The sequence below is a fragment of the Burkholderia sp. Z1 genome (assembly GCF_014893795.1).
Classification (GTDB): domain Bacteria; phylum Pseudomonadota; class Gammaproteobacteria; order Burkholderiales; family Burkholderiaceae; genus Burkholderia; species Burkholderia theae.
Genome location: NZ_JACFYL010000001.1, coordinates 854,865 through 873,747 on the forward strand (window position 1 = coordinate 854,865; position 18,883 = coordinate 873,747).

Annotated in this window: 15 protein-coding genes; 10 read left to right on the top strand and 5 right to left on the bottom strand. The window is 68.5% G+C overall.

Translation table 11 applies throughout. The annotated features are described in order from the left end of the window. Positions 1-17: 17 nt before the first annotated feature. Entirely contained in the window at positions 18-953 is a 936-nt protein-coding gene (locus H3H55_RS03930; RefSeq protein WP_193097725.1) for a helix-turn-helix domain-containing protein, read from the bottom strand. A gap of 136 nt (positions 954-1,089) precedes the next feature. On the opposite strand from H3H55_RS03930, the gene H3H55_RS03935 reads away from it, so the two are divergent. The 3 genes from H3H55_RS03935 to H3H55_RS03945 all read left to right on the top strand — a co-directional run bounded on the left by H3H55_RS03935 (position 1,090) and on the right by H3H55_RS03945 (position 3,372). Further along, the gene (locus H3H55_RS03935) at positions 1,090-1,980 is read left to right on the top strand and encodes a DMT family transporter (protein WP_193097726.1); all 891 of its coding nucleotides are present in this window, start codon (positions 1,090-1,092) and stop codon (positions 1,978-1,980) included. A 114-nt stretch (positions 1,981-2,094) separates the two neighbouring features. Further along, entirely contained in the window at positions 2,095-2,766 is a 672-nt protein-coding gene (locus H3H55_RS03940; RefSeq protein WP_193097727.1) for a hypothetical protein, read from the top strand. Positions 2,767-2,775: 9 nt separating this feature from the next. Next, positions 2,776-3,372: an RES family NAD+ phosphorylase gene (locus H3H55_RS03945; protein ID WP_129513836.1), complete on the top strand. Its 597-nt coding sequence runs from the start codon at positions 2,776-2,778 to the stop codon at positions 3,370-3,372. Positions 3,373-3,456: 84 nt separating this feature from the next. On the opposite strand, the gene H3H55_RS03950 is transcribed toward H3H55_RS03945, so the two are convergent. Further along, positions 3,457-4,671, bottom strand: coding sequence for an MFS transporter (locus H3H55_RS03950; RefSeq protein WP_048242854.1), 1,215 nt, complete (start codon positions 4,669-4,671; stop codon positions 3,457-3,459). 348 nt (positions 4,672-5,019) lie between these two features. Here H3H55_RS03950 and xdhA point away from each other — a divergent pair, with 348 nt between their 5' ends. The 4 genes from xdhA (at position 5,020) to H3H55_RS03970 (ending at position 10,103) form a co-directional block, all read left to right on the top strand. Further along, entirely contained in the window at positions 5,020-6,570 is a 1,551-nt protein-coding gene (xdhA, locus tag H3H55_RS03955; protein WP_193097728.1) for a xanthine dehydrogenase small subunit, read from the top strand. Positions 6,571-6,588: 18 nt separating this feature from the next. Then, entirely contained in the window at positions 6,589-8,961 is a 2,373-nt protein-coding gene (gene xdhB, locus H3H55_RS03960) for a xanthine dehydrogenase molybdopterin binding subunit (protein ID WP_193097729.1), read from the top strand. Between the two features lies 1 nt (position 8,962). Further along, positions 8,963-9,580, top strand: coding sequence for a xanthine dehydrogenase accessory protein XdhC (xdhC, locus tag H3H55_RS03965; protein WP_193097730.1), 618 nt, complete (start codon positions 8,963-8,965; stop codon positions 9,578-9,580). Between the two features lie 121 nt (positions 9,581-9,701). Continuing rightward, the gene (locus H3H55_RS03970; protein WP_193097731.1) at positions 9,702-10,103 is read left to right on the top strand and encodes a polyketide cyclase; all 402 of its coding nucleotides are present in this window, start codon (positions 9,702-9,704) and stop codon (positions 10,101-10,103) included. A 16-nt stretch (positions 10,104-10,119) separates the two neighbouring features. On the opposite strand, the gene H3H55_RS03975 is transcribed toward H3H55_RS03970, so the two are convergent. The 3 genes from H3H55_RS03975 to H3H55_RS03985 form a co-directional block, all read right to left on the bottom strand. Then, positions 10,120-11,067 carry a LysR family transcriptional regulator gene (locus tag H3H55_RS03975; protein WP_048242847.1) on the bottom strand — a complete coding sequence of 316 codons (948 nt, stop codon included), beginning with the start codon at positions 11,065-11,067 and terminating at the stop codon, positions 10,120-10,122. Between the two features lie 69 nt (positions 11,068-11,136). After that, positions 11,137-11,775 (bottom strand): DsbA family protein, encoded by a 639-nt coding sequence (locus H3H55_RS03980; protein ID WP_193097732.1) that lies wholly within the window; start codon positions 11,773-11,775, stop codon positions 11,137-11,139. 84 nt (positions 11,776-11,859) lie between these two features. Then, positions 11,860-13,302: a TAXI family TRAP transporter solute-binding subunit gene (locus H3H55_RS03985; protein WP_193097733.1), complete on the bottom strand. Its 1,443-nt coding sequence runs from the start codon at positions 13,300-13,302 to the stop codon at positions 11,860-11,862. A gap of 431 nt (positions 13,303-13,733) precedes the next feature. Between H3H55_RS03985 and H3H55_RS03990 the strand changes: the two genes are divergently transcribed. The 3 genes from H3H55_RS03990 to H3H55_RS04000 all read left to right on the top strand — a co-directional run bounded on the left by H3H55_RS03990 (position 13,734) and on the right by H3H55_RS04000 (position 18,779). Beyond that, positions 13,734-14,099 carry a BON domain-containing protein gene (locus H3H55_RS03990; protein WP_129513844.1) on the top strand — a complete coding sequence of 122 codons (366 nt, stop codon included), beginning with the start codon at positions 13,734-13,736 and terminating at the stop codon, positions 14,097-14,099. 138 nt (positions 14,100-14,237) lie between these two features. Then, on the top strand, positions 14,238-16,328 hold the full coding sequence (locus tag H3H55_RS03995) for a D-(-)-3-hydroxybutyrate oligomer hydrolase (RefSeq protein ID WP_193097734.1): 2,091 nt from the start codon (positions 14,238-14,240) through the stop codon (positions 16,326-16,328). A 612-nt stretch (positions 16,329-16,940) separates the two neighbouring features. Then, a complete protein-coding gene (locus H3H55_RS04000; protein WP_129513846.1) occupies positions 16,941-18,779 on the top strand; it encodes a S10 family peptidase in 1,839 nt (612 codons plus the stop codon). Positions 18,780-18,883: the final 104 nt, after the last annotated feature.

An 18,883-nucleotide genomic window follows, 5' to 3' on the forward strand; every position in this document is an offset into this window, starting at 1 on the left:
GCCGCGACGGGCCGCGCTCAGCGGCCCTGCATCGCGCGCCGGTACGTATTCGGCGTCGTGCCGTGCGCGTCGCGAAAGCGATGGCTGAAGTGGCCGGCGTTCGCGTAGCCGCAGTCGGCCGCGATCTGCGCGAGCGGCAGTGCCGTCGTGCGCAGCAGCTCGCGCGCTCGCGCAAGCCGCTGCTCGGCAACCCACGCATGCGGCGCGCGGCCGAACGATAGCCGGAACATCCGCGAGAAGTGGTATTCGGACAGCGTGGCGACGTCGGCGAGTTCGCCGAGCGTCAGCGGCTGTGTCAGATACGTGTCGATGTAGTCGCGCACGCGGCGGCGCACGGCCGGCGCGAGCCCGCCGCGAAACGATACGTCGGTGCGCGTCGTGCTCTGCCCGCGCAGCAGCAGGCTCAGCACCTCGTGCGCGGTTTCGTTCACGCGCAGCCGCTCGTCGGCATCGTCCCAGCCGTCCAGCGCGAGCGAGCGCAGCAGCGCGGCGACGCGCGCATCCTCGAAATAGGTGCGGTCGGCGAGCTTCAGCTCGCGCGGCTCGCGGTCGAGTTCGCGGATCGCGCGCTGCGTGAAGTGCTCCGGCAGGAAATACAGGTGGATGAAGTGCATCTCGCCGCGCACCCACCAGCGCGATTCATGGTCGCCCGGCAGCGCGCACAGCAGGCTCGGCGCGCCGTAGCGCGGCACGCGCTGGCGCTCGGTCCGGTAGCCGCCGTCGAGGTAGCACGACAGCGTGTGGTGGCCGGGCTGCTCGTAGACCGTCTCGCTTTCGTCGGTGATGCGCGTCCATTCGGCGATCGCGAGATGGTCGCCGAGCCACGCGAAGCGCTCGAGCGTCGCGTTCGCGTCGGCGAGCGTGCGGCAGACCGACTGCAGGCCGAACGGCAGATCGCCGTCGGCCAGGGCGGCGGCGCGGTCGACGGGCGGGGCGGAGAGGGAGAGGCTCATGATGCGACGAGTATAAGCGGGCGCGCGGCAGCGGGTGCGGCGGCCCGCAAAAGACCGCAATTCCGGACAATCGGCGCGCGCCCTGCGGCGGCATAGTCGGGATCCCGTTTCACCCGCCTTTCGGACCGCCACCGCCATGAACCTGTCGCTTTATTTCGTCACCGTGCTGATCTGGGGCACCACCTGGATCGCGATCAAGTGGCAGCTCGGCGCCGTGCCGCCGCCCGTGTCGATCGCGTGGCGCTTCTGGCTCGCGGCCGCCGTGCTGTTCGCGCTGCTGCGCGTGATGCGCCGGCCGGTCCGGCCGCCGCGCGAGGCGTGGCGCTTCCTCGTCGCGCAGGGCTTCGCGCTGTTCTGCCTGAACTTCCTGTGCTTCTACTACGCGGAGCAGGTCGTGCCGAGCGGCCTCGTCGCGGTGATCTTCTCGACCGCGCCGCTGTTGAATTCGATCAACGGCCGGCTGTTCATGGGCCGGCCGCTGCGTCCGTCGGCGATCGCCGGCGCGTTGCTTGGCCTGGTCGGCATCGCGTGCCTGTTCTGGCAGCAGATGGCCGGCCATCTCGACGATCATGCGACCTGGATGGGGCTCGCGATCGCGTTCGCCGGCACGATGTGCTTCTCGGCCGGCAACCTGCTGTCGAGCCGGATGCAGTCGATGGGGCTGCATCCGCTTGCGACCAACGGCTGGGCGATGCTGATCGGCGCGGTGATCCTGACCGTCGGCAGCGCGGTGGCCGGAATGCCGTTCACGCTCGACCTGAGCCCGCGTTATCTCGGCGCGCTCGTCTACCTGGCCGTGCCGGGTTCGGTGATCGGCTTTACCGCGTACCTGACGCTCGTCGGCCGGATCGGGCCGGAGCGCGCCGCGTATTGCACGGTACTGTTCCCGATCGTCGCGCTGGCCGTGTCGACGGTGTTCGAGGGTTACCAGTGGTCGCCGCTCGCGGTGATCGGGCTGCTGCTCGTGGTGGCCGGCAATCTTGTCGCGTTCGACCTGACGCGCCGGTTGTTTCTCCGGACGGCCTGACGACGGCTAGACGGGTGAGGCGCGGCATGGCGCGACTGGACGAAAGGTTGACTTGGTTGACTTGGTTTCGATTCGGGGCTAGGCTGGCATCTCCGGTTGGGTAAGGAGGCGGAGATGGTCAGGCAGGCTCGTGCACTTGAAAGCGTGGCTGAGATTCTCGATGTCGAGACGGAGGAGGCGTTGCGCAGCGCCGTTGGGGCCGCGACCATGCTCGGGCCCGATCGGGCCCGTGCGCTGCTCAAGCTGTCGGACGAACAACTCGGGCACCTGTTCAAGATCGGTATCGCCCAGGTCATCGATCTGGCGGGCACGATCACGTTCGGCATCGCGGCCGCCGCGACCCGCGACCGACAACCATCCCGCCGTGCGAAGCAACATGCGAAGTCGCTGGCGCGCGCGGATGCCGCAGTCGCTGATTTCGAGCAGCGCGCGCTGGCCGAACGGCGGGCGCTCGTTGCGCAGGGCGCGCTGCTATCGGCCGCGGAGTTCTGGGCAGCGCTCGGCATAACGCGGCAGGCGCTCAGCAAGGCGGTCGCGTCGGGGCGCATCTTCACGGTCGACGTGGGGGCGGTGCAGTATTACCCGGCCTTCTATCTGACGGGAGATATCGATCGCAAGACGCTCGGGAAGGTGACACAACGCCTGGGTGGTTTGCCGGGGTGGAGCAAATGGCAATTCTTCACGACACCCAAGGCGTCCCTTGGCAACACCACGCCGCTGGAAGCGCTGTCGGCAGGGAAGCCTGCCGAGGTGGAGCGTGCCGCGGCGGCGTTCGCGGAACGCTAGGAGGCGCGGTTGACGTTGAGGCTGCCGAGCGAACATTTCGCGAATGCGACGCTGGTCACGCGGGAGATTGCACCGGCGTCGCTGGTGCGCGTTTCCCGATACGAGACGGGCGAGCCATACTTCGGCAAGTCGGGTGGCAATCGTTTCGACGACCCGCGCAAGCGGCGCCGGTACGGCACCAGCTATTTCGGATTCGACCTGCACTGCGCGTTCGCCGAGACTGTGCTGCACGACGAAGTCGCTGATCTCGCCGCTGGCGGCTTTCCGCTCGTGACGACCGAGCTTGAGCGCTTCGTGCTTTCGTTCACCGGTTCGCCGCTGACGGTGGCCATCTTGCACGGCGTGCCGCTGAAAATCCTCGGCGGCGATGGCGCGCTGTCGACTGTCGTACCGTACGACATCCCACAACAATGGTCGCTCGCTGTGCACGGGCATGATCGTCGGGTCGACGGTTTTCTGTATATGTCACGCCATATCAACACGTCGGAAGCGCTCGTGCTCTTCGATCGTGCAGGACCCAAAGTCAGGCTGGCACAAGCCGTTCCGTTCCGGCGCCACGCCGACGCTGCCCGCGTGCTGCGGGACTTCAACATACTGCCACGTTAAGCCGCGTATCGCCGGCCGCCCGGCGGGCGGCTTCGCGTTGGGGACATTCCGAAGGCGCGCGAGATGCGTCGCGCGCCCGGGCGCCTACGCCGCCGCGCCGCTCCCCTCAACGCGCGCCTGCCGCTGGTACAGCACCATCGACAGCGCGACGCCCGCCGCGGCGGCGGCCGCCGCGAACAGGAACACCTGCGGATAACCGAACGCGCCCGCGATATAGCCGGCGAGCGGGCCCGTGATGCCGAGCGACAGGTCGAGGAACACCGAGTACGCGGACAGCGCCGCGCCACGGCTCGCCGGCGGCACGAGCGCGACCGCCTCGACGCCGAGCGCGGGGAAGATCAGCGCGAAACCGAAGCCCGTCAGCGCGGCGCCGACGAGCGCGACGTGCGGCACGGGCGCGAGCCACAGCAACACGAGGCCCGCGCATTCGAACGCGAACGACACGATCGCGACGCGGAAGCCGCCGTAAGTTTTGATCGTGTTCGCGAACAGCAGGCGCGCGCCGATGAACAGCGTGCCGAACACGGTCAGCGACAGCGCGGCGTTCGGCCAGTGGCGCGCCGCGTAATACAGCGTGACGAAGGTTGCGATCGAGCCGAAGCCGGCCGAGCCGAGCGCGAGGCCGAGGCCGTGCGGCAGCACGCGCGTGAACACGCTCGCATACGACATCCGTTCGCCGTGCACGAGCGGCACGGCGGCGATCAGGCGCGCAAGGTAGAAGCCGGTCGCGGCCAGCGCGATCACGATCACGCCGATCAGCGCCGGATTCAGCGTATGCGCGATCGCGACGCCGACCGGCGCGCCGAGCGCGAGCGCGCCGTAGGTCGCGATGCCGTTCCACGAGATCACCTTCGCGTTGTGCGTGACGCCGACCCGGCCGATGCCCCACAGGATCGCGCCGGTGCCGCACAGGCTCTCGCCGACGCCGAGCACGAGCCGGCTCGCGACCAGCAGCACGAGGCTCGCGACCGGCCAGTGCGCGAGCAGCAGCGCGATGAGCAGCAGCACGCCCGACACGCCGCAGCCGATCAGCCCGCGCAGCACCGTCTGCTTCGGGCCGAGCGTATCGGCGAAACGCCCGGCGAGCGGCCGCGATGCGAGCGTCGCGAAATACTGGACGCTGATCGCGCCGCCCGCGACGATCGCGGAAAAACCGAGGTCGTCATGGACGAAGCCCGGCAGCACCGCGAGCGGCAGGCCGATGGTCAGGTAGCAGATGAACGTGAAGCAGACGACGGACACGATTTGCAGCGTGACCGCGAACCCGCTGCGCGGTGGTGTGGCGGAGTCGGTTGACATGGGGTCGGAACGATTGAGCGAAACGGAGCGTGACGGAACGGAAGACGGCGAAAAGCGGAATCGGGATTTTCCCATGGAACCGGTTTTCACGCAGGTACCATTTAGTTAATCACGACCCGATTTCAACGCTCGCGAACCGGCGAGGGCACGCTAGAGAGGCGCGCGGAGCACCGTGCGAAGGGGCGCCGGGCGGCCTCGGCGCTCATATCGCGGCAGTTATATGGGCCCCATGCGTGATGGGCTATGGGTTGCGGAATTTGATGGTGATAGCGTGCAAACTGTCAGAAAAACGTCGGTCGAGCGCCCCGCGCAGGCCGCTTTGCCCCCCATTTGAAGAATCATAGAGACATGAGTGAGCCGATTCGCTTCTACCATCGTCACGCGATCCGCGAAGTCAGCGGCGCGGACGTCACCCGCACCGTGCTGCAATACCTGCGCGAGGACGCGCATTGCACCGGCACCAAGGAAGGCTGCGCGGAAGGCGACTGCGGCGCGTGCACGGTCGTCGTCGGCGAGCTGACCGACACCGGCGCGGTCGAGTTCAAGGCCGTCAACGCGTGCATCCAGTTCCTGCCGACGCTCGACGGCAAGGCGCTGCTGACGGTCGAGGACCTGCGCCAGCCGGACGGCGCGTTGCATCCGGTGCAGCAGGCGATGGTCGACTGCCACGGTTCGCAATGCGGGTTCTGCACGCCCGGCTTCGTGATGTCGATGTGGGCGCTGTACGAGAAGCACGGCCACGAAGGCTGCGCGAGCGCCAGCACGTGCGCGAAGGCGAAGGACGTGCCGACGCGCACCGAGATCGCCGATGCGCTGACGGGCAACCTGTGCCGCTGCACCGGTTATCGCCCGATCGTCGACGCGGCGGTGCAGATGTTCGACGCGCCGGCGCCGTCGGCACCGGTCGACACGGCCGCGCTCGCCCGCACGCTCGCATCGCTCAAGCGCGACGACACGTTCGACTACGCCACGATCAACGGCGCGCGCTTCGCGGCGCCGCGCACGCTCGACGCGCTGGCCGCACTGAAGGCCGAGCGGCCCGACGCGCGGATCCTCGCGGGCAGCACCGACATCGGCCTGTGGGTCACGAAGCAGATGCGCCGGCTCGACGACCTGATCTACGTCGGCCAGATCGCCGAACTGCAGCGCCTCGTGGAGCGCGGCGACTGGATCGAGATCGGCGCGGGCGTGACGGTCGAGAAGGCGTATGCGGCGCTGGCCGGCACGTACCCGGAACTGACCGAGATGTGGAAGCGCTTTGCGTCGCTGCCGATCCGCAACGCGGGCACGATCGGCGGCAACGTCGCGAACGGCTCGCCGATCGGCGATTCGATGCCGGGCCTGATCGCGCTCGGCGCGCGCGTCGTGCTGCGCGGCGGCGACACGGTGCGCGAGCTGCCGCTCGAGGCGCTCTACACGGGCTACCAGCAGAAGGACATGGCGCCGCACGAATTCGTCGTCGGCCTGAAGGTGCCGACCCGCACCGGCGCGCGCGAGAAGCTGCAGTTCCGCACGTACAAGCTGTCGAAGCGCTTCGACTCCGACATCTCGGCCGTGTGCGCGGCGTTCGCGTTCATCGCGGACGGCGATACGGTGCGCGAGCCGCGCATCGCGTTCGGCGGGATGGCCGCGACGCCGAAGCGCGCGACGCACACCGAAGCCGTGCTCGACGGCGCGGTGTGGCACGAAGCCACCGCGCAGGCCGCGATGCAGGCACTCGAGCGCGACTACCAGCCGCTGTCCGACATGCGCGCGACGAGCACGTACCGCCTCGATACCGCGAAGAACCTGATGTACCGATTCTGGCTGGAGACGCGCCCGCACGACCCGCTGCCGCCGCAAGCCCTGAATGTGCGTGAAGTGGCCGCCGAAGCCGGCGCCGACGCGGCGCGCGTCTGAAGACGGAGAACACCGAAAATGAACCAGCAAGCAGAACCGTTCCTGAGTACCCTCGACCCGCAAGCCGACGCCGCGCAGGTGCACGTATCGCGCGCTCACGAATCCGCGCACCTGCACGTGAGCGGGCGCGCCACCTACACCGACGACATTCCGGTCGTTGCCGGCACGCTGCACGCGGCGCTCGGCTTGTCGGCGAAGCCGCACGCGAGGATCGTGTCGATGAACTTCGACGCGGTGCGCGCGACGCCGGGCGTGGTCGCCGTGTTCACGGCCGACGACATCCCGGGCGTCAACGATTGCGGCCCGATCATTCACGACGACCCGGTGCTCGCCAAGGGCATCGTGCAGTTCGTCGGCCAGCCGATGTTCATCGTGGTCGCGACGTCGCATGAAACCGCGCGGCTCGCCGCGCGCCGCGCGCAGGTCGACTACGAGGAGCTGCCCGCGATCCTGACCGCGCAGGAGGCACGCAAGGCCGAGACCTACGTGATCCCGCCGCTGAAGCTCGCGCGCGGCGACGCGGCCGCACGGCTCGCCGCCGCGCCGCACCGCGAGTCGGGCGAGATGCTGCTCGGCGGCCAGGAGCAGTTCTACCTGGAAGGGCAGATTGCCTACGCGGTGCCGAAGGACGACGACGGGATGCACGTGTACTGCTCGACGCAGCACCCGAGCGAAATGCAGCACCTCGTCGCGCACGTGCTCGGCGTCGCGTCGCACAACGTGCTGGTCGAGTGCCGCCGGATGGGCGGCGGGTTCGGCGGCAAGGAATCGCAGTCGGGCCTGTTCGCGTGCTGCGCAGCGCTCGCCGCGTGGAAGCTGCTGTGCCCGGTGAAGCTGCGCCCGGACCGCGACGACGACATGATGATCACCGGCAAGCGGCACGACTTCCATTACCGTTTCGACGTCGGTTACGACGACGACGGCCGTCTCGATGGCGTGGCGCTCGACATGACGTCGCGCTGCGGCTTCTCGGCCGACCTGTCGGGCCCGGTGATGACGCGCGCGGTGTGCCACTTCGACAACGCATACTGGCTGGGCGACGTCGACATCGCCGGCTACTGCGGCAAGACCAACACGCAGTCGAACACCGCGTTCCGCGGCTTCGGCGGCCCGCAGGGCGCGTTCGCGATCGAGTACATCCTCGACGACGTCGCGCGTTCGCTCGACCTCGATCCGCTCGACGTCCGCTACGCGAACCTGTACGGCAAGACCGAACGCAACGTAACGCCGTACGGGCAGACGGTCGAGGACAACGTGCTGCAGGAGCTGCTCGGCGAACTCGAGGCGACGAGCGACTACCGCGCGCGGCGTGCGGGCGTGCGCGAATTCAACGCGCGCAACACGGTGCTGAAGAAGGGCATCGCGATCACGCCGGTGAAGTTCGGGATCGCGTTCAACGTCACGCACTTCAACCAGGCCGGCGCGCTGGTGCACATCTACACCGACGGCTCGGTGCTCGTGAACCACGGCGGCACGGAGATGGGGCAGGGGCTCAACACCAAGGTCGCGCAGGTCGTCGCGCACGAGCTCGGCATCCGCTTCGGCCGGATCCGCGTGACCGCGACCGACACGAGCAAGGTCGCCAACACGTCCGCGACGGCTGCGTCGACGGGCTCGGACCTGAACGGCAAGGCCGCGCAGGATGCGGCGCGCCAGTTGCGCGAGCGGCTCGCGGTGTTCGCGGCGAAGCAGTTCGGCGAAGGCAAGGTCGATGCGGCCGACGTGAAGTTCGGCAACGACTTCGTGTGGGTCGGCGGCAACGGCGTGCCGTTCGGCGAAGTGATCGCGAAGGCGTACCTCGCACGCGTGCAGTTGTGGTCCGACGGGTTCTACGCGACGCCGAAGCTGTACTGGGATCAGTCGAAGCTGCAGGGCCGGCCGTTCTACTACTACTCGTACGGCGCGGCCGTGTCGGAAGTCGTGATCGACACGCTGACGGGCGAGATGCGCACGCTGCGCGTCGATGCGCTGCACGACGTGGGCGCGTCGCTGAACCCGGCGCTCGACGTCGGCCAGGTCGAAGGCGCGTTCATCCAGGGGATGGGCTGGCTCACGACCGAGGAGCTGTGGTGGAACAAGGGCGGCAAGCTGATGACGCATGCGCCGTCCACGTACAAGATCCCGACCGTGAACGACACGCCGCCCGAATTCAACGTGAAGCTGTTCCAGAACCGCAACGTCGAGGACAGCATCCACCGTTCGAAGGCCGTCGGCGAACCGCCGCTGCTGCTGCCGTTCTCGGTGTTCTTCGCGGTGCGCGACGCGATCGCGGCGGTCTGCGATTACCAGGTGAACCCGCCGCTCGACGCGCCGGCCACCGGCGAGTCGATCCTGCGCGCGGTGAGTGCGGTGCGTGCCGCCCGCGCGGTTGGTTCGGTTCAGGCAGGCTGACATGAACGGGCCCGCACGCTCGCTTCGCGCCGCGCCGAACCCGACGTTCGCGCCGGGCACCGGCCAGCGCAACCGCGCGACCGGCGCGCCGGCACCGATGCACATCGTGCTGTTCGGTGCCGGGCACGTCGGTCACGCGCTCGTCACGCTGCTCGGCGCGCTGCCGTGCGTCGTGCAGTGGGTCGACACGCGCGACGAGCTGTTCCCGGACGAATGTCCACCGAACGTGCAGCCGGAGCCGACCGACACGCCGGAGGCCGTCGTCGACGCGGCGCCGCCCGGCGCGTACTTCCTCGTGATGACGCACAACCACGCGCTCGACTTCTCGCTCGCCGCGCAGATCATGCGGCGGCGCGACTACGCGTACTTCGGGATGATCGGATCGCGCACCAAGCGCGTGAAGTTCGAGCGCCGGCTTGCCGCGCGCGGTGTCGATCCGGCGCGGCTCGTGGAGATGGTGTGCCCGATCGGCGTTGCGGGCATCGTTGACAAGGCGCCGGGCGCGATCGCGGTGGCCGTGTGCGCGGAGCTGCTGCAGGCGCGCTCGGGCATGCCGGTGGCCGACACGAAGGCGGCCGCTTCGGGGCGCGCGCGCGACGACGTGTCCTGCGCGCGGTAACGCCGCGCGGCGAGCGCAAGGCCGTTACCGGCGGGAGCGGGCCCCAGCACACGGCCGCGCGTTTTTGCATACACTGCACGGCAACGCGCGGCACCGGGCCGCGCTTTTCCGTGCAGGTGCCATGTCCGATCACCCGAACTATCTCGACGCGCTCGAAACGAGCCTCGTCGCCATCGAGCGCTGGCTGTCCGGCGTCGATACCGAGCCAGCGGCACTCGACGCGCTGCTTGCGTCGTTCTCCGTCGAATTCACGATGATCCTGACCGACGGCCGCGTGGTCGACCGCGACGGCACGCATGCGCTGTTCGCGAAGCTCGCCGGCGCGAAGCCGGGGCTGCGCATCACGCTGTCGGAGATCCGTGTGCTCGCGGCTGACGCGTCGCATGCGGTGATCACCTATCTCGAAGCGCAGCACGCGGCATCGGGCGAGCTGCCCGCGCGTCGCGCGACCGCCGTGTTCGAACGCGACGCGGCGGGCGTCGTGCGCTGGACCCATCTGCAGGAAACCTTCTGCACGGCCTGAGCGGCCGCGCCGCGTGTCAGCGCTTGCGGCTGCGGGCGACCGTCAGCTCGTCGGACACGCTCTGCATCAGCGAGCACAGCCACGCGATGTCGGTCGGGCGGTCGGGCTGCGGATGCGTGAGCAGGTAGCTCTTGATGCGCGGGAACGGCACGGGCGGCGTGACGACGACGAGCGGCAGCAGCTGCGCATAGTGCGTCGCGAAGCGGCGCGTCGTCGTGAAGATCAGGTCCGACTGCAGCAGCACCTGCGGCACGATCCCGAAGTAAGGCAGCGTCGTCACGATGCGCCGCGTGAGGCGTGCACGTGCCAGGCCGATCTCGATCGCGTTGCGCTTGTCGCCGGTGTACGGCGTGGGCGCGACGTGCGCGGCCGACGCATACGCTTCGCGCGTGAGCGGCACCCGTGCGAGCGGGTGCGCTTCGCGCATCAGGCACACGATCGTGTCGGAGAACAAATCCTGGCGCGCGAACTGCGGGTCGGGCTTCGGCCAGTTGCCGATCACGAGATCGAGCGCGCCGGATTCGAGCGCGCCCGCGTGGTCGAGTGCGGGATTCAGTGAATCGATTTCCAGGTGCGCATGCGGCGCCGCGTCGCGAAAGCGCTCGATCAGCGTCGGCATGAAGAAATCGTTCAGGTAGTCGGGCGCGGCGACGCGAAACGTGCGCCGTGCCGACGACGGATCGAAGTCGCCGTGCGGCGTCGCAATGAAGTCGACTTCGCGCAACGCGCGCTGCGCGGCTTCGAGCAGCGACGCGCCGTATTCGGTCGGCACCATCCCGGATTTGCCGCGCACGAGGATCGGGTCGTTCAGCGTCTCGCGCAGCTTGCGCAGCGCGGTGCTGATCGCGGGCTGGGTCTGGTTCAGCCGCAGCGCGGCCTGCGTGACGCTGCGCTCGAGCAGCAGCGTGCGCAATACGCGCACGAGCCAGATGTCGAGCGAGGCGGTACGGTCGTCGTCTTCCATCGGTGCCGGGTGATTCGGGGGAAGCGTAACCTTACCGCAGCCGCGCGTTGCCGTGCGTGATACCGGCCATCACGCACGACCCTTGGGCAGCGTGCTGATCCGCTTGACCTCGCGCGATTCGAGCCAGTTCGGCGTGCGCGCGCAGTACAGCACCATCGGCAGCGCGTCCTCGCCCCAGAACAGCTGCTGGTTCATCCAGAACGTCGGCACGCCGAACACGCCGAGTGCGATCGCGTCCGCGTTGTTGCGGGCCAGCTGCGCATGCGTCTCCTCGAATTCGATCAGTTCGTCGCCGTGGCCGACGCCGACGCGTTCGCACAGCGCCGCGAAGCCTTCCGGCGTCGACGGATCGTTGCCGTCGCGCCAGATGAAGCGGAAGATTTCCAGCACGGTCGCGATATCGGCGCGCAGCGCGATCGCGAGGCGCAGCACCTTGTCGGAATCGAACGGGTGCGCGGGCGGCATCTTGAAGCGAATGCCGAGCTGTTCCGCGCGAAACAGCGCGTGACGGTACGTGAACGTGCGCTTGGCCGGCACGTCGGCGCTCGGGCGTTGCCCCCAGTGGCGCTGCAGGTCGATGAGCGATACCGCGACGGGTTCGAACGGCACGTCCGGCCACTTGTCATGCTGTTCGAGCAGCAGATAGGAGAACGGCGACACGAAGTCGAAGAACCAGGCGGGCTGGGCGGTGTCGAGGCCGGTTGTCATGACGATCTCCAGAGGGTGGGGCGTACGGCGGCCTCCATGGTACGCGGCGGTGCGCGCTTGCAGCAATGATCGCGGATCGTCTGCTTACGCGGAACCGGGAGTCGCCCGGGGGGGATCGCCGGCCGGCGGCGCGGCATCGGTGCTTGCGTGCGGCTGGCCGCCGGCGCCCGGCGGCCCCGCCGGCGCGTCCTGGTCGTGCGAGGTGAGCCGCTCGCGCACGAAGCCGATGTGCTCGCGCAGCACGTAGAACTGCCCGGCGTAGGCCAGCGGCATCTTCATCCGGTTCACGGCTTCCTCGATGTCGTCGAGTTCGTCGAGCAACTTGACGCGCTCCTCGGCCGTATGTTCGCCGAGCGCGCTGCGTTCGAGCGCGATCAGCGCGCCGTACCAGCGGTAGATGCGCGAGCGTACGCGCCAGCCATACAGCGACGGCACGAGCCGCAGCCCGGGGATCAGCACGACGATCAGCGGCACGATCACGACGAGCAGCCGGTCCACGAGGCTCGCGACCCAGAACGGCAAGCGCCGGTACAGGAAGGTCTTGCCCGACTTGTAGTAGCGTGCCGCATCGTCGGACAGCGGGAAGCCGCGCGTGACCGACGACGGGAATTCGCCCGCATGCTGCAGGATCGTCGCGTGGCCGTGCACTTCGCGTGCGGCCTCGATCAGCAGGTCGGACAGCGCGGGGTGCAGCGAGTCGCGCGCGACCAGCTCGATCGTCGGCGCGACGGTGTGGATGTCGCTGGGCGGCAGGTTCTGGCCGAGATCGTAGACGCCCATCGGCAGCGTGATCGCGGTCAGGTACGGAAAGCGCCGCGCGTACGCTTCGGCCTGCGTGAACGAATACACGTGCACGCCGGGCGCGCGGAACAGTTTCGCCATGACCGGGATCTGCGTCGAGTCGCCGGACAGGAACGCCGCGTCGATCTTGCCGTCGAGCAGCGCGGTCGCGGCGTCCTCGCCGGCGGTCGGCAGCAGCTCGGTGGAGCCGCCCGGCACGATGCCGTTCATCTTCAGCAGCGCGAGGCTCAGCTCGCGCGCGCCGCTGCCTTCCGCGCCGAGCGCGAGCCGCTTGCCCTTGAAGTCGGACAGGCGCGCGACGACCGGGCCGCGGTACATGATCGCGAGCGGCACGTAGCCGATGCTGCCGAGCGAGACGAGCTGCTCGTCGCGCTCCTTCGGGCCGATGCCGCTCTGCACGAAGCCGACGTCGACCGCCGCGTTCGGGTTCGACAGCCGCGCGAGGTTCTGCGCGGACCCTTCGGACGATTCGACGTCGAGCGTGACGCCGTTCTTCGCGAGGATGGTCTTGTATTTCTGCGCGGCGTTCCAGTACGTGCTGCCGGGCGGCCCGGCCGAGATCACGAGGGTGGACGGCGGCGCCGGCTGGATCAGCCTGACCGCGAGCCAGACGGCCGCGCCCGCGAGCAGCACGGTGGGGCCGATCGACAGCGCGAGGTCGCGCCATGACACCGCGACGAAGCGGGCGAGGATGCGGCGAGGCGGGCGAGGGCGGGCTGGCTTCATGGGATCGGCGAATGACGCTGGCGTGACGCATCGATGACGGTCGTCGTGGACGATGCGCATTCTCGCGGCGATGGTACCCGGTTTCGCCGCGCGTGCGCGAGTCGGGCGGCCGTGGCGCGGCTGCGCGGCGACAGCACCGGGGGCCGCCGCGTCAAAAGCTTTGCGCTTCCGCGGGCGCTGGATTACATTGTGCGACGCAGCCGCGCCCGATTCGCGCGCGACCCGGCACGCAATGAGACCGGGCGCGTCCGGCCGGCGGCTGTCCGGCCCGGCCGGCCCGCTCTCGCGTGCGCCGGCTGCCGGCCCGTCTCGCCTCTCTCGCATCGCCGTGGAAATCACCGGCTGTCCCGCCCGTTCGCGCGCGGGCCGGCTGTCTTTGGGGGTATCCGGCCGTACTGTGCACGGCCGTTCCGGAGTTACAAGGAGATAGCATGAAGTCGATCGTGTTGAGAGCGTTGGGTGTCGCCGTCGTGGCGGCTTGTCTGTCGGGCAGCGTGTATGCGCAGTCGAGCGATGCGGCGGCCACCGAGGCGCCGGCGGCCGCGACGAGCACGCCGAAGGCCGCCGCGAAAACCGCGAAGAAGGCGAACCGCCAGCTCGGCTACGCGGTGCGCAAGGCGATTTCGAAGCAATCGGGCGTCGATGTGTCGAACCTCGTCGTGCGCTCGAAGGGCGGCGCGATCTCGCTGCAAGGCACGATGCCGTCCCAGGACCAGATCGACAAGGCCGAAGCCGCGGCCAAGGGTGTGAAGGGCGTGACGTCGGTCATGAACAAGCTGACGGTCCAGCAGCAGTAACGCCGGGCGGCGGCGCGCGAGCGCCGCATGCGCCTGCTTTCAGGCGGGCCCCGGCGTGCCGGGGCCCGTTTGCGCTTCAGAGGCCGCGAACCGCGTGCGACGCGGCGGCGGACCGATAACGATATCGAGAGGGCGGCGATGACGAGGCTCGGGTGGGGCAGGCGGATGGTTTTCGGTGCGGCGCTGGCCGCTGTCGCGATGCTCGGCGCCTGCAACGGCGACGAGTCGGCCGAGCGTAACCGGCTGCCCGGCTTCGTGTCCGGCAGCGTACGCACGACCGCCTACGACGGCGCGAGCGACGACCTGTTGACGGCCGGCCTCGGCAAGACCGGCCTCGGCGCGGCAACCGCGCCCGGCTTCGCGAACGCATCCCGGCCGACGAGCGCCGAGCTGCGCCGTCTCGCGATCTGGTCGAACTACCGCGCGCTCGTCGACATGAGCGCGAACGGCGGCTACGGCCGTTTCTGGGGGCCGAACGTCGACCTGAACGGCAACGACACGCTCGGCGAAGGCAAGATCCCCGGCACCGAATATCTCGCGTACTCCGACGACGGCAGCGGCAGCAAGAACGTGACGCTGCTCGTGCAGGTGCCCGCCAGCTTCGACCCCGCGCAGCCATGCATCGTCACCGCGACGTCGTCGGGCTCGCGCGGCGTGTACGGCGCGATCTCCGCGGCCGGCGAATGGGCGCTCAAGCGCGGCTGCGCGGTGGCCTACAACGACAAGGGCGGCGGCAACGGCGCGCACGAACTCGGTTCCGACACGGTCACGCTGATCGACGGCACGCTCGCCAATGCGGTGCTGGCCGGCACCGCGAGCCTGTTTACCGCGAACGTGACGAGCGGCGATCTCGCGGCGTTCAACAACCGCTTCCCGAACCGCTATGCGTTCAAGCACGCGCATTCGCAGCAGAATCCCGAACAGGACTGGGGGCGCGTGACGCTGCAGTCGGTCGAGTTCGCGTACTGGGCGCTCAACGAGCAGTTCGGACCGCTGATCGACGGCTCGCATCACGGCGTGCGCTATCGCGCGGGCGACATCACGACGATCGCCGCGTCCGTCAGCAACGGCGGCGGTGCGTCGCTCGCGGCGGCCGAGCAGGACAGCCGCGGCTGGATCACCGCGGTCGTGGTCGGCGAGCCGCAGATCAACGTGCGGATGGCGCCGAACGCGGTCGTGCGCACGGGCGGCCAGCCGGTGCCGTCGTTCGGCCGGCCGCTGGCCGACTACGCGACGCTCGCGAACCTGTTGCAGCCCTGCGCGGCCGCGTCGGCGTCGCTCGCCGGCGCGCCGTACCTGAGCGCGCTGCCGGCCGCGACCACGCAGTCGATCCGCACGCAGCGCTGCGCGACGCTTGCAGCAGCCGGGCTCGTGTCGGGCGGCGATACGCAGAGCCAGGCCGCCGACGCGCTCGCGCAGCTGCATGCGGCCGGCTATCTCGCCGACTCCGACCTGTTGCAGGCGCCGATGTGGGATTCGCAGGCGATTCCGGCGATCGCGGTCACCTATGCGAACGCGTACACGCGCTCGCGCGTCACCGACAACCTGTGCAATTTCAGCTTCGCGACGACGAACCCGGCGACGGGCGCGGTCGCGCCGCCCGCCACGTCGCCGATGCCGGCCGTGTTCGGCCTCGGCAACGGCGTGCCGCCGACGTCCGGCATCGACCTCGTGTTCAACACGGGGGCCGGCGTCGACCACCGGCTCGCGACGCCCGACGCGAGCTTCGCGGGCGCGCTGTGCCTGCGCCAGCTGTGGACGAACGGGATGCTCGGGATGCCGGCGAACGTCGACGCGGTGCGCGTGAACGCGAACCTGCAGGGCAAGCCGGCAATCATCGTGCAGGGCCGCAGCGACGCGCTCGTGCCCGTGAACCACGCGTCGCGCGCGTACGTCGCGCAGAACGGCATCAGCGAAGGCTCGCGCAGCCAGCTCGTGTTCTACGAGGTGACGAACGGCCAGCACTTCGACGCGTTCCTGCCGGTCCCGGGCTTCGATACGCGCTTCGTGCCGGTCCACTACTACAACCTGCAGGCGCTCAACCTGATGTGGCGGCACCTGAAGAACGGCGCGCCGCTGCCGCCGTCGCAGGTGATCCGCACGGTGCCGCGCGGCGGCACGCCGGGCGCCGCGCCCGCATTGACGAGCGCGAACCTGCCGCCGATCTCGGCCGCGCCCGGCGCGAACGCGATCACGACCGGCGCCGGCGCGATCGACGTGCCGCTCTGACGGCGCCCGCCGCGCCGCCATCACGAAGCCGGACAGCCGTCCGGCTTTTTCTTTTGGCCGGATGGAATCGGTCCCGTGCCGCCTTTTATCCGAATGGCGAGCGCTGTAACAAATTATTACTTTACGGCGGTAAATCAGGACCCTAATATGCGCCGGTATTTTCACTTAATTTAATAAATTCCATATACGAGAATATTCCTTTCCGTTTAGTTAATCGATCCTTTCGATTTTATTAAATCGGCTCGAGCTGCGATTGGTCGCCGCTGCGCGATTAATCGGCATCTCGCCGAGGGGGATTGTTCGTCTGTCGGAAGCGAAGCGCCCTTGTCGGGCGGGCTTTGCCGGGTATGGTTTTGCCGTTGATTTTGTGCGCATGCGAATGCGTGGAATGAATTCGCATTGCTGCGGATTATTGAATTGTCGTTTGCAATGGAATTGATTCCATTGTGCAGTCGCAAAAATATGGGTGGGGTAAATCATGCCGGTCGGTATTCGCCGACTCGGTAAAAAACTCGGAGTGCGTCGCATAACGAATGCATTCCCGGTGCGGAGCGTCGGCGCAAATGATCCTTTGCGGCCGGCGGTATTTATCGTTCTGTTCGAGAGGCAATAATGACGACACGGAAGTCCTTGAAAGACGGTTTCGCGCTATTCGGAACGACACTGAGCCTGCCGCTCGCCGCAGCCGCGGCCGCGGCGCTGCTCGTCACGGGGTGCGGCGGAGATGACGGGCCGAGCCCGACCGCTTCGGCCGCCGCCGCGGCCGCGACGACGTCCGGCGGCAGCACGTCGGCCAGCACCAACGCCACGGCCGCCACCCCGGCCGACCAGCCGTTCGTCGACACCGACGTGTACGGCACCGGGCCGAACGACGCGGTCACGGATTCGACGGAAGGCGCCGCGGTCGTGCACCGCCAGGTCACGATCGGCGGCAAGACGATCAAGTACACGGCCACCACGGGCCACCTGACGACGATCGACCCGACCACGTCGGCGCCGAACGCGAAGATGTTCTACGTCGCCTACACGCAGGACAATCCGGACCCGTCGAAGCCGCGCCCGGTCACGTTCTTCTACAACGGCGGCCCCGGCTCGTCGTCGGTCTACCTGCTGCTCGGCTCGTACGGGCCGAAGCGCCTGCAGTCGTCGTTCCCGAACTTCACGCCGCCCGCGCCGTACAAGCTGCTCGACAACCCGGACAGCCTGCTCGACCGCACTGACGTGGTGTTCATCAACCCGGTCGGCACCGGTTATTCGGCGGCGATCGCCCCGGCGAAGAACAAGGACTTCTGGGGCACCGACCAGGACGCGCGCTCGATCGACCGCTTCATCCAGCGCTACCTGACCAAGTACTCGCGCTGGAATTCGCCGAAGTTCCTGTACGGCGAGTCGTACGGCACCGCCCGCAGCGCGGTCGTGTCGTGGGTGCTGCATGAGGACGGCATCGACCTGAACGGGATCACGCTGCAGTCGTCGATTCTCGACTACGCGAACGCGCTGTCCGCGCCGGGCATCTTCCCGACGCTCGCGGCCGACGCGTTCTACTGGAAGAAGACGACGCTCAACCCGACGCCGACAGACCTCGACGCGTACATGGTCCAGGCCCGCAACTACGCGGACAACACGCTCGCGCCGCTGGTGCAGAAGCCGAACCCGCAGGACGGCGGCTTCGTGAACGTGCGTCTTAACCTGAACCTGCAGACCGCACAGCAGATGGGCTCGTACATCGGCACGGATCCGACGTCGCTGATCCAGACGTTCGGCAACCCGGCCGCGCTCGGCAACGTGCCGTCGTCGGACGACAACCCGCCGTACACGTTCTTCCTGACGCTCGTGCCGGGCACGCAGATCGGCCAGTACGACGGTCGCGCGAACTTCACGGGCAAGGGCATCGCGCCGTACATCCTGCCGAACTCGGGCAGCAACGATCCGTCGATCACGAACGTCGGCGGCGCGTACACGGTGCTGTGGAACAGCTACATCAACACCGACCTCAAGTACACGTCGACGTCGTCGTTCGTGGACCTGAACGACCAGGTCTTCAACAACTGGGACTTCAGCCACACGGACCCGACCGGCGCGAACAAGGGTGGCGGCAATACGCTGTACACGGCCGGCGACCTGGCGTCGACGATGAGCGTGAACCCGGACCTGAAGGTGCTGTCGGCGAACGGCTATTTCGATGCGGTCACGCCGTTCCACCAGACGGAGCTGACGCTCGCGCAGATGCCGCTCGATCCGACGATCAAGGCGCAGAACCTGACGATCAAGAACTACCCGTCGGGCCACATGATCTACCTGAACGACGCGTCGCGGACCGCGCTGAAGAGCGATCTCGCCAACTTCTACGACGGCATCCTCGCGAACCGCACCGCACTGCAGCGCGTGCTGAAGCTGCAGGCGCGCACGCAGCAGCTCAAGCAGCAGAAACTGCAGCAGCAGGGGCAGTAAGCGCCGCGGGCGGCTTGCCGCCCCGGATGGACGACAGCCCGATCGGCGCAGGCCGGTCGGGCTGTTTTTCTTTTTACGGCGGGTGACGGGCCGGCGCGTCGTGC